Raw genomic sequence first — 12930 nt, 5'->3', positions numbered from 1 at the left:
TAGGAGGAAATCGAATGACTTTAGGTCAAGTGGTTCAAGTCATGGGACCTGTGGTTGATGTGCGTTTCAATGAGGGCGAATTGCCGGAATTGAATAACGCATTGTACATCACTCATGAAAAAGGAAATGAAGAAGAAACGATCGCCCTGGAAGTTGCCCTCCATCTCGGAGACAACGTTGTCAGAACGATTGCGATGAGTTCCACAGATGGACTGCAGCGTGGAACTGAAGTTAAAGATACAGGCAGTCCCATCACAGTACCTGTCGGCCAGCTGACACTGGGCAGGGTATTCAACGTGCTTGGGGAGCATATCGACCTTGGAGAAGCTGTACCAGCTTCTGAAAGAAGGGATCCGATACACCGTCAAGCTCCAAAATTTGAGAACCTTTCGACCAATGTCGAAATACTTGAAACAGGCATAAAGGTAGTAGATTTACTGGCTCCTTATACTAAAGGCGGTAAGATTGGACTGTTTGGAGGAGCAGGAGTTGGTAAGACTGTCCTAATCCAGGAACTGATCAACAATATTGCCCAGGAACACGGAGGTATCTCTGTGTTCGCAGGAGTTGGAGAGCGGACACGTGAAGGTAATGACCTTTATTATGAAATGAGCGACTCCGGTGTTATCGCGAAAACTGCGATGGTGTTTGGCCAGATGAACGAACCGCCAGGTGCGCGTATGCGTGTGGCCTTGTCGGGTCTTACCATGGCAGAATACTTCCGTGATGAGGAAGGTCAGGATGTACTGCTCTTCATCGACAACATCTTCCGCTTTACTCAAGCGGGCTCTGAAGTATCTGCTTTGCTCGGACGTATGCCTTCAGCGGTTGGTTATCAGCCAACATTGGCAACTGAAATGGGACAATTGCAGGAACGCATCACTTCTACAAATGTAGGATCGGTTACATCCATCCAAGCAGTATTCGTACCTGCGGATGACTATACTGACCCAGCACCAGCTCAAACATTCGCGCACTTGGATGCGACTACGAACCTTGAGCGTAAGCTTTCTGAGATGGGTATCTATCCGGCGGTTGACCCGCTGGCATCCACTTCCCGTGCGTTGACGCCAGCAGTAGTTGGAGAAGAACACTATGAAGTGGCCCGTGATGTTCAGGCAACCATCCAAAAATACCGCGAACTTCAGGATATCATTGCGATTCTAGGTATGGATGAGCTTTCCGAGGAAGATAAGCTTACTGTTTCCCGTGCACGTCGGATCCAGTTCTTCCTATCCCAGAACTTCCACGTAGCAGAACAGTTTACAGGCCAAAAAGGTTCATACGTGCCTGTAGAACAGACAGTCAACGACTTCAAGGAAATACTTGAAGGAAAATACGACCATATCCCGGAAGATGCATTCCGTCTTGTCGGCGGCATTTCCGATGTGCTGGATAAAGCACGCGAGATGGGTGTAGAAGTCTAAAATCGGGAGGGTTAGCAAATGAGTACAATTGCACTGGATGTAGTTACACCAAACGGCTCGGTTTTCAGTGAAGAAGACTGTGACATCATTATACTCCAGACTAAACAGGGTGAGCTCGGTGTCATGGCCGGCCACGTCCCGACGGTTGCTGCACTCAAGATTGGCAGTCTGCGTGCGAAGATAGGCGGCCAGTATGAATATATGGCTGTAACGGAAGGTTTTGTAGAAATCCGTTCTGAAAAAGTGACGGTTCTTGTGCAGGCGGGTGAGTTTGCTCAAGACATCGATACAGACCGTGCGGTCGCTGCAAGAGATCGTGCCGAAGCACTCCTTCAGCAGTCACAGGATGAAAAAGTCGATAGATATCGTGCTGAACTTGCGTTGAATCGCGCAATCAATCGATTGGATGTATCAAAACATAAGTAAGGATTCTGCCCGGGCTCTGGCCCGGGCTTTTTTTAAGGGTGATTATAATGTTGTTTTCCCAGTTAGCATTCATGCATATCATATTGCACTTGTTGTGCGTAATCTTTGCCTTTTGGGTACTTGGCGCTCTGAACATAGATGGGTGGTTCAAAAAAGCGGAGACAGGCCGAATAAGATTGTTCTTTATATTATTGGCAGTTCTTTTAGGAAGTGGCTTGAGCAACTTTATAATGGACTTCTTCAGACTGATCCAAGAAGCAGCGCTGTTGTTTTGACATTTAATTTGCAAACGTGTTTATACATCTCTAAAATAGTGAATAGTATACGAAGTATTAAATGGTAAGTAAAATATGGAGTGAATAAAATGGATTCTATAATAGTAAAAGGTGGGAAAAAACTTTCAGGTTCTGTTGAAATTGAAGGTTCCAAAAATGCTGTACTGCCGGTCTTGACTGCTTCTTTATTAGCAGAAGAAGGCGTATCGAGGCTACATAATGTTCCGGATTTATCCGATGTCGGAACTTTAGCCGCCTTGCTTCGCCACTTGGGGGCTGAAGTGGAAATGGAAGAAGGGACCGTTTCGGTGGATGCCAGCGCAGAGCTTTCATGCGATGCACCTTTCGACCTCGTAAGCAGAATGCGCGCGAGCATGCTTGTTATGGGTCCCCTACTTGCACGTTACGGGTATTGTAATGTAGCAATGCCAGGAGGGTGTGCCATTGGTTCAAGACCAGTGGAGCAGCATATCAAAGGTCTCGAGAAGATGGGGACCACTTTCCGCACTGTAGATGGTAGTTTCGAAGGACATGTCGATGGCCGTCTGAAAGGTGCCAAAATTCACTTGGATTTTCCAAGCGTCGGTGCAACCCAGAACCTTATAATGGCTGCAAGCCTGGCTGAGGGGACTACTGAGCTTGAAAATGCGGCCCAAGAACCTGAAATTGAAGATTTGGCCAATTATATCAATGAAATGGGTGGTAATGTAAAAGGTGCAGGCACTGCCCACATTAAAATTGAAGGTGTCGAATCACTAAAGGGAGTAGATCACACCGTCATACCTGACAGGATTGAAGCAGGCACTTTTATGATTGCAGGTGCAATAACACGCAGTGAGATCACACTGAAAAACGTTGTACCCGAACATTTGAGTGCATTGATTTCCAAGCTTGAAGAAATAGGTGTACGTATAGAGGCTACGGGGGATGGTGTCAAAGTCATCCCAGCCGAGAACCTCAAGCCCATCCGGGTTAAGACGATGCCCCATCCTGGTTTTCCAACAGACATGCAAAGCCAGATGATGGCATTGCTTACGACCATCAACGGCACAAGCGTCATAACTGAGACGATATTCGAGAATCGTTTCATGCACGTCAATGAGTTCAGAAAAATGGATGCAGATATAGAAGTAGAAGAAAATCATGCATTCATCAAAGGTGGCGGCAAACTTACCGGGGGTCGTGTAAAAGCGACTGATCTCAGGGCTGCAGCTGCATTGATTCTTGCAGGTTTAGTAGCAGAAGGGTATACTGAAGTTACTGAATTGAATCATCTGGACCGTGGCTACGTAGATTTCCATGGCAAGTTACAGAAACTTGGAGCCGATATAGAGCGAACAGATGAGCAACACACAAAAAGTGTGATAACTTCTAAATAAAGAGGTAGTGTTATGGCCGAAGAATCAAGAAAACTGGTCCATCGCAGATTTCCGTTGATTGTCAGAATACTGCTTTATGTATATGTGGCAATTATCGTGTTCTTTGTGGGCCTTATGATCGGATATGGTATATTGAATAATCCGATGGAAGTATTTCGTCTGGAAACATGGGAACACATCATCAATATGACTAAGGAATGATACAATGTTGAGTTATGACCAGATAAAGGCGATAATTCCGCACCGCCCACCTTTTCTGCTGATAGATAAAGTCACTGAAGTAGAACCAGGTGCAAAGTGTACGGGCATCAAACAAGTGTCCGGTAATGAGCCATTCTTTCAAGGGCATTTTCCTGAGTACGCTGTGATGCCGGGTGTCCTGATTGTTGAATCATTGGCTCAAGTAGGTGCAGTCGCGCTCCTACAGGAGGAACAGTTCCAAGGAAAGCTTGCCTTTTTTGCAGGCATAGATAAATGTAGGTTCAAAAAACAGGTCAGGCCTGGGGATACTCTGGAACTGACAGTTGAAATAACAAAAATAAAGGGTCCTATCGGCAAAGGGGAAGCAGTGGCTACAGTTGACGGGGAGATTGCCTGTAAATGTGAAATTACCTTTGCCATACAAGACAAAAAAACATCCGATGATTAATCATCGGATGTTTTTATTTCTTTTTTAGACTCCATGATGGATTTAAACTCATGGAGCAACGTCTCCTCTTCATACCCTTCACTCAACAGATGGGTGAGTACATCTTCAGCATATGTTGGTCCTTGTACGATTATCTTGCCATTGAATATTAAGGATAGTGCCTGATTCAACTCATTCATTTCATTGAACGTTCCTCTGAATCTGGCCGGTTCGTTGGAATGTCTCGTAATCGTAACAAGAATTTCAACTTCCGTTCCAATCATCTCTTGAAGAATATCCTTAAAATCGGGAGAAGTGGAAATCTCGATCAACCAAGGAGCTTCTCCCTTTTCCTTATTGATTATGATGCCATCGATGATATCCAGTATTATATAATTCTCCTCATGCTCCAGCTTCAATTCAACTACTTTAAAAGACTTCATCCCAGTCCTTCCCTTCATATATGAATCGTGGATGCAATTTTTTTGAAATCGCATCATCATGCGCTTCAATATTTATTTATCATTATCATATTCATTCTAATTGTAAAGGAAATGGTTGTAAAATCAAATTGCAGCCTTTTGCAGAATATTTACTTTAAGTTTATCTTTGGAACAGGAAGGAGGTGAACTAATGATGAACAAAGTCTTGCTGGTGGGGGAGTTGGTGCGTAATGTGACGTTGCAGAAAACGGTGAATGGCAGCATCAATTCATTCATCATTGCAACCGTCAGAGTGCCCAAAGATGAAAGAAAATCCAAGGAAGTACATTTCATCTACTGCAAAGCCTTTGGAAAAGCACTACCTAAGGTACTCACAGAAGCTGCTGAAGGCGATATCCTGTGCGTCAGTGGTCAGGTCGCCACCACGGTCCATACAACTCAAGAAGGTGAAAAAGAATATCGAATGGAAATATGGGCTGAAAGCATCAAACATATTCCAGATAAGATGAGCCGACAAAAAGACATCATGAATCCTTCACGTATGATAAGGGAGGCAGTAAAGCATTATGACCAGTGGGACTACATCGGTGAAAGGACAGTCCATACATTAGAAAGCTCCGATGATTCAGGTAAGGCACTTTTGAAGGACCGCCACCTGGAGTCTTTGGAAAAAGTTTTGAACGAACATAAGAATGAGAGTAATACATTGCAGCCTGTGCCAAACGAAGATTCAGATGAAAAGAAGGAAAAAGCCTTTATCTGAACAGGTCCAATCGATTCACACTATCTACACTCACACTACTCACCGTACCCTGCTCAAGGCCGACTACTGCGATCGGACTTAGACAGGGTATTTTATATGAAAACTTTTAGAGGATAAATGAATTTTATTACTGATGACAGATTAATCAGACATCCATAAAAAATATAATCCATTGATAATTTAATGGTAATAACGTCATATTTTACAAAAGAATTTACCTATTCGGTCAATAAGCTGTGAACCCAAGGGAGTTATAAATACACTATTTGTAGAAAAAGATCTTTTAACAAGAAATAATATTGTAATCTAACTGTAATGAAAAATGCTTTTCTTTATATTCTTGTAACCTAAGAAATGTTTAAATCTGATATAGTACTATTCAGCTAATAAGAAAACATTATTCCGCTTAAGGGAATACGGAGGGTATACTAATTATGAAGAAAGTACTATCTATCGGTGCAGCAGTTGCTGTATCCGGCACACTCGCTTACAGTGCAGAAGCAGCAACTCATACAGTAGATAAAGGAGATACTCTTTCCGAAATCGCGCATCAGAGCAGTACAACGGTCGATGCGATTAAATCAACCAATAATTTGACTTCCAACCTTATCTTCCCAGGCCAAGAGCTTGAAATTGCAAAAGCAAATGATTCAGGAGATAAAGAAGCAGGAGTTTATAAAATAAAATCAGGAGATACTCTTTTTGAGATTGCGCAAAAATTTGATGTTTCCGTTTCAGACTTGAAGACATGGAACAACCTGTCATCAGACCTCATCATTGCTGGTAAAACATTATCAGTCTCTGGAGAGACTATATCTCAAGCGCCTGCACAAGCACCAGCAGTTGAAGAAACACCTGCTCAAGTTCAGCCGGTTGAAGAAGTTCAGCCGAATGTTTCAGCCGAAGAGCGTGCGGCAGAACAAGCAGCAGCCGAAGAGCGTGCAGCAGAACAGGCAGCAGCTGAAGAGCGTGCAGCAGAGCAAGCAGCAGCTGAAGAGCGTGCGGCAGCACAAGCAACAGCCGAAGAGCGTCAACAAGCTAAAACACAAAATGTGTCTACTTCCAATAATTCAAGTTCACAGAACTGGGGAGCATTAGCGCAGTGTGAATCTGGCGGCGCTCCAGGCATCGTAAGCGCAAATGGCCTTTATCATGGTCTTTACCAATTCGATGTCCGCACTTGGCAGTCTGTAGGCGGAAGCGGTCTGCCATCCAATGCATCGGCAGCAGAACAAACCAAAAGAGCTCAAATCCTATATGATCAAAGAGGATCCCAGCCTTGGCCTGTATGTGGCTCAAGACTCTAGGAATGAACCTTCCTAACCAGACCTAGCAATTGCTAGGTCTGTTTTTCATTGGAAACTCAGAATATAGATAGAAGTATCATTAAATTGTCACTAATGGATGTGTAAGATTTTATAATATGTTTTTTTAGACATTCTTTTATGTTACAATTTCTTTTATGTGAGACAAATTATGAGGTGAAGAAATGAGTAAAAAATGGCTCTTCCCGCTAATGATCGGTCTGGTGCTTGTGCTCTCCGGCTGTGACTATTCCCAGGAAGAAAATAGAAATGGTTTTTTCTTTAATACTTTCGTCCGTCCGATGGATAGTCTTGTTCATTGGCTCGGTGAAAACCTGAACAATAACTATGGATTGGCTATTATAGCCGTTACCCTAATCGTCCGCTTAGCAATTTTCCCATTCATGATGCGTACATATAAAAATCAGATGATGATGCGCGAGAAGATGAAAATCGTTAAACCTGAAATGGAAGAGATTCAAAAGAAAGTCAAAGTTGCAACAACTCAGGAAGAGAAGATGGAAGCGCAGCAGGAGATGATGGGACTTTACAAGAAACACGGCATCAACCCGCTCAACATGGGTTGCTTACCTATGTTGATCCAGATGCCTATCGTCATGGCGCTATATTTCTCCCTCAAATTCCCTTCTGAAGGTGGAATTACTGAGTACCCGTCCTTCCTTTGGATGAATTTGACTGAGCAGGATTTGTTCATGGTGGCCATTGCCGGAATCGTCTATGCAGGACAGGCATTCGTTTCCATGCAGTTTGTATCTCCAGAACAGCGCAAGCAGATGCAGCTATTCATGTACATCTCTCCAATTATGATCATCTGGATTTCCTTGATTTCACCTTCAGCCCTTCCACTCTACTGGGCAGTCGGCGGTCTTTTCCTGATATTCCAGACTTGGGCAGGTAATACCTTCTATAAAAAGAAAGTGGCTGAAGAAATGGCACCTATCATAGAAGCACATGAACGGGAACAGGCAGAAAAAGAGCAACGCTTGAAGAGTGCTAAAGTAATGCCGAAGAAAAAACGTAAAAAGAAAAAATAATGCAGTGAAAAAGGCATGATATCCAAGAGATATCATGCCTTTTTATTTGGATATTAAAGGATGGGCGAAATGAGGTTCGCAATACCTTCCTTTATACGGATCCATTTATTTCTGGAGTCGTATCTTTCAACGGTAAGCAGAGAACAGGCCTCAATATCCGCTTCATAGATGAGACGGTATTTGGTTGCTTCATTTTTATCGTATATGAAAGCATTGACTTCGAAGTTCAAAAAGAAGCTTCTGGAGTCGACGTTTGTCGTCCCGACACTCAACACTTCATCATCGACCATCATCACTTTTTGATGGAGGAAACCTTTCTCGTAGATATGGACGTGGGCCCCCATCCGTGCTATCGCACCTGCATTGGAGTAGGTGCCCCAGTACACGAAAGGATGATCCGGCTTGTTGGGAATCATCAGATGTACCTCGACTCCGCTCAATATAGCGATTTTGACTGCCTCCAAGAAGGATTGGTCTGGGATGAAATAAGGCGTCTGGATATAGATGGACTTCTTTGCGCTGTAGATCATTTTCATATAGCCATATTTGATCTGCTGCCATCTCTCATCAGGACCACTTGAAGCCACTTGCATAGGCGTGTTGCCATAGTAGTGGTTCACTTCAGGGAAGTAGCGATTTTCCCTGAACATATTATTGCGTTTATCATGTGAATTCCAGTCCAACATAAAGCGCAACTGGAGGGATTTAACGGCGTTCCCTTCAATCCTCAGGTGGGTATCGCGCCAATAGCCGAATTTTTTATTCAAACCAATGTATTCATCGCCTACGTTGAAGCCGCCTACATATCCGAGGGTGCCATCTATTACCACAATTTTACGATGGTTACGGTTATTCATCCTTGGATTTATGAGGCGGAGCATGCTTGGGAAGAAGGCTTCGACCAGACCACCGGCTGCTTTCAATTCTTTAAAGTTGCTCAACCGGAGTGTTCTGGAACCTATATCGTCGTAGAGAATTCTGACAGAGACTCCCTCTCGTTGCTTTGCAAGCAATGCCTTATGTAATCTTTGGCCGATGCCATCCAATTTCAAAATGTAGTATTGGAAATGGATGTGGTCTCGAGCGTTGTAGATATCTTCGAGCAGCTTCTCGAATTTTTCATTACCGTCTGTGAAAATATCTATCTTGTTGTTGATGGTCATAAAAGATTGATTATTATCGAGCAGCATATGGATTATTTTCCTATGACGGTTCGTGACGTCGTTTGCGAAAGACATACGGTTGTTCTGTAGATCACTGAGCTGCTCATCAACCAGGTGCTCAAGACCCACTTTGTCTGCTTCATTGATCTGGAATAACTTCTGGTTGTATATTTGGCGGCCGAAAAGGATATAAAATATGAAGCCGATGATCGGCAGAAAGAAAAGGACCATAAGCCAAGCCCATATGCTCTGCGCGCTGCGCCGTTCCAAAAATATCAGCCCTATGGCAAAAAGGAGGTTGATTCCAATTATGATAAGGGTGATGGTACTCAACACTTTTGCGCTGGATAGGAATTCAAATATAGCTAATTCCATATTTTCACCTCACTTGTATTCTATTATAAACCAAGATTATTTAAAATTCTGTAACATTTATTTTTTGATTTGTATGGCAAAAATATAAATTTCACGTTAAAATAAGAGTAAGTTGAAAAACGGGGAGTGTCATTATGTACAAAAACGACCGTTCTAAAGTGAAGCAAGTTGTCACGATGTTGAGTGAACTTGGTGTTAAAGTAAAGGTTTCAAGATCTAGACTTGAAATCATGAACGGTATTGCACATAAGGAACAATTACGGTTGAAAGAACAGAACATCTAAAATAACCGCAGCTACTAAGCTGCGGTTATTTTATGCTTTCTTGTCATATTGATGGAAATAGATGCTCATTATGATTCCAATCGCCAACATGTTAGCCCAGAGCCCACTTCCTCCATAACTGATGAAAGGCAAAGGGAGTCCGGTAATCGGCAATAGTTGTACAGTCATGCCGATATTTTGGAAAACATGAAACATCAGCATGGAAAGGTAGCCGATGATGAAATAAGATGAGAAACTATCATCAACGACTGTTGCAATCCTGAAGAGATGGAGCATAAGCATAAATATAAGTACGATGACGGCAGTGGCACCGATGAATCCGAATTCTTCACCGATGATCGTAAAGATGAAGTCCGTATGGTTTTCCGGAATGTAGATGATGCCATCACCAAAGCCTTTGCCATCAATGCCACCAGAACCGATCGCCTTCAATGAGTTGCTGAGTTGGAAGCCACCTTCAGCCACGTATTCCTCCGGCCGCAGCCAAGAATATATTCGTTCGAACTGATAAGGATAAATGCCTAGGTAACGCTCAAGTATATCCGGCCTGTAGATGATGCCAAGAATCAAGGATCCTCCTATTGTAACTGCTGCAATCAAGGTCGGAACAATAAGCCACCAGCTGATGCCTGAGACGATAATCATTCCGAATAGTATCGCCAACATGACTAAAGTGGTGCCCAAATCATTTTGAAATAGTATGAGCAGCATCGGCAGAATGGAAGTTGCGGCGATTTTTATAAGCAGTTTAATATCTGCACTCAGATCATTAGTCATCTTATATTTATTATGCTGATTGATGACATAGGCCAAAGTCAATATGTAGATGATCTTGACGATCTCAGACGGCTGGATACTGAAGAATCCGAATTGATACCAGCTTTTGGCACCATTTATAATCGGTGTAATCGGAGAAACAGGAGCGATGAAAAGAATGACAAGCGATAGGACGCCAGTGGTGTATATGAGCCAGATATACTGCTTCAGCCATTTGACGGGGATAAAAGTCAGTACAAAAACCATCAGAAAACCAAGCAGATAAAATAAAGTCTGTCTAAGGGCGAAATCGGTATTGTACTGTCCGCTGGTCATTGCAGAACGAATCATGAAGACGCTGATGGTCGCAAGGACTGCAATAAGCAGTATCAGCAACCAGTCCATCCTGAAGAATATATTGGCATTTTGCCTTTTATAATTATTATTATTTTCCAAAGAATTCACCTAACCCATTATGGAATCATGACATTTAGTATACACTATTTTATGATAAAATTAAGCGTATTAATCCAATATGAATTTGATGAACACAAAAATAAAACGATGATGGAGTTGTACAGTAGTTATGATTGAGACAACAATAGGGACAATCGCCAACTTCTGTGGTGGACAAATGAATGCTGCTGCAGAATCACAAAAAGATAGAATCATAAAAGGGGTATCTATAGATACAAGGACGCTGCAAAAAGGCAATCTGTTCGTTCCCTTCAAAGGAGAGAATACGGATGGGCACCGTTTTATGGAGCAGGCTTTCGATAAAGGGGCGGCGCTCAGCCTGACGGAACAAGCGCCATCACAGTCTGATTCATCCTTGCCACTCATCCATGTTCCAGACGGATTGCTTGCCCTGCAGACCATTGCACAAAAGTACCTTGAAGAGGTGTCTCCCAAAGTCATTGCGATTACGGGATCGAACGGAAAGACAACCACTAAGGATATGATCGAATGTCTGCTTTCTCCACACTTCAAAGTGAAGAAGACGATCGGCAACTACAATAATGAGATCGGTCTACCGCTGACGCTGCTTCAACTTGATGCCGACACTGAAATTTCCATATTGGAGATGGGGATGGACAAAGCAGGCGACATCAATCTGCTGAGTACAATGACGCAGCCTGATATCGCAATCTTGACCAATGTGGGGGAGTCCCACATCGAAAAATTAGGTTCGAGGGAAAATATCGCCCATGCAAAGTATGAAATTGTAGATGGCTTGAAACCAAACGGCACCTTCATCTACTCAAGGGATTATCCTTTGCTTGAGGCATTGGTGCAGCGTGATGTCCCCTATAATCTAAAGACAGCAGGGGAGCAGCCGAGTAATGATATTAGGATAATAGATGTTTCAGAAACCCGAGAAGGCACCCATTTTGAATTAGGCCCAGGGAATATAGATGTCCAGATACCACAGCTTGGTGTGCATAACGCCGCCAATGCTTCGATGGCTTTACTTGCAGCAGAAGCTGTGGGCCTTTCCATGAAGGACGTCAAAGACCAATTCCAGACACTGGTCGTAACAGATATGCGCATGGAGCGCATGATTCATCAGAATGGAGCGGTCATCATAAATGATGCCTATAATGCAAGTCCATCCAGCACCAAAAGTGCGATTGATACTATAGGGCGCATGGATGCTGACAACCGCATCCTTGTCCTTGGGGATATTTTGGAACTTGGTGAGTATTCGACACCGCTTCATCTGTCGATAGCAGAACATATAAACAGCTCTGATCATCATTTTGATCACATCCTGACTTATGGGGAAGCAATGAAGGTTGTGCATGATACTGTCGATATCAATAACCGGTCACACCATGATGATATAAAATCGCTAGCCACCGAACTTAAATCAGTGATGACGCCTGAAAGTGTCATTTTATTGAAGGCGTCCAGAGGAATGGCGTTGGAAAGGGTGAACGACTATATCTAGATCCATCGGTCTGCTCTTTCTCCACGGCTACACTGGAGGACGGTATGAATTGGAGCCTCTGTTCGATTATTTGAAATCAAGGTATGAATTCGATTACGAATTTCCAGTCTACCCGGGGCATGGAACAGTGCTCAATCTCACTGAACCAGATGGAGATTTATGGTATGAGGAAGCACTGCATTCATACAAAAACCTTAAACAACGTGTAGATTCAGTCTACATCATCGGCTTTTCGATGGGAGGCGTCTTCGCCAGTTATATTGCACAACATGAATCTATAGACAAACTCGTGCTCATCGCTCCGGCTTTCGAGCATATCAGGCTCTCAAGGTTAGGGCGGTTGAACCTAACTCCAGCACATTTCAGCGAACATATGAAGATGCACCTCTACCAGAAGATCAGGAAGCGACTCAAAGATATTCCATTTAAAGCGTATCAGGAGTTCAAGCGGATTGTAGAGACGAAGTCCGGGAACTTGGAAGAGATCAAGGCGGAGACATTAATCATCCATGGTACCCTGGATCTTCTTGTGCCTTCGATATCAAGCATTGAAGTGAGCGGGCAGATACCATCGGCTACACTCGAACTGATAGAGGGTGCGCCGCATCTTTTTGCATTTACAGAAGCGCATCAGCTTAAGTTGAATATATTCACTGAGCGCTTCCTGTTCCCGGAAGAGATAAGACTTGTATAATGACAAT

Annotated in this window: 15 protein-coding genes; 12 read left to right on the top strand and 3 right to left on the bottom strand. The window is 43.3% G+C overall.

Annotation, left to right across the window (positions count from 1 at the left end; genetic code table 11):
• The first annotated feature begins 14 nt into the window (after positions 1 to 14).
• The 6 genes from atpD (at position 15) to fabZ (ending at position 4156) form a co-directional block, all read left to right on the top strand.
• Positions 15 to 1427, top strand: a complete 1413-nt coding sequence (gene atpD, locus ABD734_RS01185) for a F0F1 ATP synthase subunit beta (RefSeq protein WP_344700788.1) — start codon at positions 15 to 17, stop codon at positions 1425 to 1427.
• A gap of 18 nt (positions 1428 to 1445) precedes the next feature.
• Positions 1446 to 1853: a F0F1 ATP synthase subunit epsilon gene (locus ABD734_RS01180; protein ID WP_344700787.1), complete on the top strand. Its 408-nt coding sequence runs from the start codon at positions 1446 to 1448 to the stop codon at positions 1851 to 1853.
• A 47-nt stretch (positions 1854 to 1900) separates the two neighbouring features.
• Positions 1901 to 2128 (top strand): DUF1146 family protein, encoded by a 228-nt coding sequence (locus ABD734_RS01175; RefSeq protein WP_344700786.1) that lies wholly within the window; start codon positions 1901 to 1903, stop codon positions 2126 to 2128.
• Positions 2129 to 2217: 89 nt separating this feature from the next.
• Complete coding sequence (murA, locus tag ABD734_RS01170; RefSeq protein ID WP_344700785.1) at positions 2218 to 3507, top strand: UDP-N-acetylglucosamine 1-carboxyvinyltransferase; 1290 nt, start codon at positions 2218 to 2220, stop codon at positions 3505 to 3507.
• A 12-nt stretch (positions 3508 to 3519) separates the two neighbouring features.
• Positions 3520 to 3708: a DNA-directed RNA polymerase subunit beta gene (locus ABD734_RS01165; RefSeq protein WP_344700784.1), complete on the top strand. Its 189-nt coding sequence runs from the start codon at positions 3520 to 3522 to the stop codon at positions 3706 to 3708.
• Positions 3709 to 3712: 4 nt separating this feature from the next.
• The gene (gene fabZ / locus ABD734_RS01160) at positions 3713 to 4156 is read left to right on the top strand and encodes a 3-hydroxyacyl-ACP dehydratase FabZ (RefSeq protein ID WP_344700783.1); all 444 of its coding nucleotides are present in this window, start codon (positions 3713 to 3715) and stop codon (positions 4154 to 4156) included.
• On the opposite strand, the gene ABD734_RS01155 is transcribed toward fabZ, so the two are convergent.
• Positions 4153 to 4578 (bottom strand): YwpF family protein, encoded by a 426-nt coding sequence (locus ABD734_RS01155; protein WP_344700782.1) that lies wholly within the window; start codon positions 4576 to 4578, stop codon positions 4153 to 4155. The genes fabZ and ABD734_RS01155 overlap by 4 nt on opposite strands.
• Positions 4579 to 4768: 190 nt before the next feature.
• Between ABD734_RS01155 and ABD734_RS01150 the strand changes: the two genes are divergently transcribed.
• The 3 genes from ABD734_RS01150 (at position 4769) to yidC (ending at position 7700) form a co-directional block, all read left to right on the top strand.
• Positions 4769 to 5341: a single-stranded DNA-binding protein gene (locus tag ABD734_RS01150; protein ID WP_344700781.1), complete on the top strand. Its 573-nt coding sequence runs from the start codon at positions 4769 to 4771 to the stop codon at positions 5339 to 5341.
• Positions 5342 to 5775: 434 nt separating this feature from the next.
• Entirely contained in the window at positions 5776 to 6648 is an 873-nt protein-coding gene (locus ABD734_RS01145) for a LysM peptidoglycan-binding domain-containing protein (protein WP_344700780.1), read from the top strand.
• 182 nt (positions 6649 to 6830) lie between these two features.
• The gene (yidC, locus tag ABD734_RS01140) at positions 6831 to 7700 is read left to right on the top strand and encodes a membrane protein insertase YidC (RefSeq protein WP_344700779.1); all 870 of its coding nucleotides are present in this window, start codon (positions 6831 to 6833) and stop codon (positions 7698 to 7700) included.
• A gap of 53 nt (positions 7701 to 7753) precedes the next feature.
• Here the strand turns inward: yidC and cls are convergent, their stop codons facing one another.
• A complete protein-coding gene (gene cls / locus ABD734_RS01135) occupies positions 7754 to 9238 on the bottom strand; it encodes a cardiolipin synthase (protein ID WP_344700778.1) in 1485 nt (494 codons plus the stop codon).
• Between the two features lie 134 nt (positions 9239 to 9372).
• Here cls and ABD734_RS01130 point away from each other — a divergent pair, with 134 nt between their 5' ends.
• Positions 9373 to 9522 (top strand): Lmo0850 family protein, encoded by a 150-nt coding sequence (locus tag ABD734_RS01130; protein ID WP_344700777.1) that lies wholly within the window; start codon positions 9373 to 9375, stop codon positions 9520 to 9522.
• A gap of 30 nt (positions 9523 to 9552) precedes the next feature.
• On the opposite strand, the gene ABD734_RS01125 is transcribed toward ABD734_RS01130, so the two are convergent.
• A complete protein-coding gene (locus ABD734_RS01125; RefSeq protein WP_425568269.1) occupies positions 9553 to 10683 on the bottom strand; it encodes an FtsW/RodA/SpoVE family cell cycle protein in 1131 nt (376 codons plus the stop codon).
• Positions 10684 to 10864: 181 nt separating this feature from the next.
• Between ABD734_RS01125 and ABD734_RS01120 the strand changes: the two genes are divergently transcribed.
• Both ABD734_RS01120 and ABD734_RS01115 read left to right on the top strand, forming a co-directional pair.
• Positions 10865 to 12229 (top strand): UDP-N-acetylmuramoyl-tripeptide--D-alanyl-D-alanine ligase, encoded by a 1365-nt coding sequence (locus ABD734_RS01120; RefSeq protein ID WP_344700775.1) that lies wholly within the window; start codon positions 10865 to 10867, stop codon positions 12227 to 12229.
• On the top strand, positions 12222 to 12923 hold the full coding sequence (locus tag ABD734_RS01115; RefSeq protein ID WP_344700893.1) for an alpha/beta hydrolase: 702 nt from the start codon (positions 12222 to 12224) through the stop codon (positions 12921 to 12923). Before ABD734_RS01120 ends, ABD734_RS01115 begins: the two co-directional genes overlap by 8 nt.
• The last annotated feature ends 7 nt before the right edge of the window (positions 12924 to 12930 follow it).

This window comes from Salinicoccus jeotgali, assembly GCF_039538805.1.
In the GTDB taxonomy this organism is placed as follows: Bacteria; Bacillota; Bacilli; order Staphylococcales; family Salinicoccaceae; genus Salinicoccus; species Salinicoccus jeotgali.
Note: the sequence above shows the minus strand (reverse complement) of the source record. Positions and strands in the feature narration are given on the sequence as shown.

Coding starts and splice junctions, on each gene's coding strand:
- ABD734_RS01125 (WP_425568269.1), bottom strand. CDS start 10,683: ATGGACTGGTTGCTGATACTGCTTATTGCAGTCCTTGCGACCATCAGC.
- fabZ (WP_344700783.1), top strand. CDS start 3,713: ATGTTGAGTTATGACCAGATAAAGGCGATAATTCCGCACCGCCCACCT.
- murA (WP_344700785.1), top strand. CDS start 2,218: ATGGATTCTATAATAGTAAAAGGTGGGAAAAAACTTTCAGGTTCTGTT.
- ABD734_RS01175 (WP_344700786.1), top strand. CDS start 1,901: ATGTTGTTTTCCCAGTTAGCATTCATGCATATCATATTGCACTTGTTG.
- ABD734_RS01165 (WP_344700784.1), top strand. CDS start 3,520: ATGGCCGAAGAATCAAGAAAACTGGTCCATCGCAGATTTCCGTTGATT.
- atpD (WP_344700788.1), top strand. CDS start 15: ATGACTTTAGGTCAAGTGGTTCAAGTCATGGGACCTGTGGTTGATGTG.
- cls (WP_344700778.1), bottom strand. CDS start 9,238: ATGGAATTAGCTATATTTGAATTCCTATCCAGCGCAAAAGTGTTGAGT.
- ABD734_RS01150 (WP_344700781.1), top strand. CDS start 4,769: ATGATGAACAAAGTCTTGCTGGTGGGGGAGTTGGTGCGTAATGTGACG.
- ABD734_RS01155 (WP_344700782.1), bottom strand. CDS start 4,578: ATGAAGTCTTTTAAAGTAGTTGAATTGAAGCTGGAGCATGAGGAGAAT.
- yidC (WP_344700779.1), top strand. CDS start 6,831: ATGAGTAAAAAATGGCTCTTCCCGCTAATGATCGGTCTGGTGCTTGTG.
- ABD734_RS01130 (WP_344700777.1), top strand. CDS start 9,373: ATGTACAAAAACGACCGTTCTAAAGTGAAGCAAGTTGTCACGATGTTG.
- ABD734_RS01180 (WP_344700787.1), top strand. CDS start 1,446: ATGAGTACAATTGCACTGGATGTAGTTACACCAAACGGCTCGGTTTTC.
- ABD734_RS01120 (WP_344700775.1), top strand. CDS start 10,865: ATGATTGAGACAACAATAGGGACAATCGCCAACTTCTGTGGTGGACAA.
- ABD734_RS01145 (WP_344700780.1), top strand. CDS start 5,776: ATGAAGAAAGTACTATCTATCGGTGCAGCAGTTGCTGTATCCGGCACA.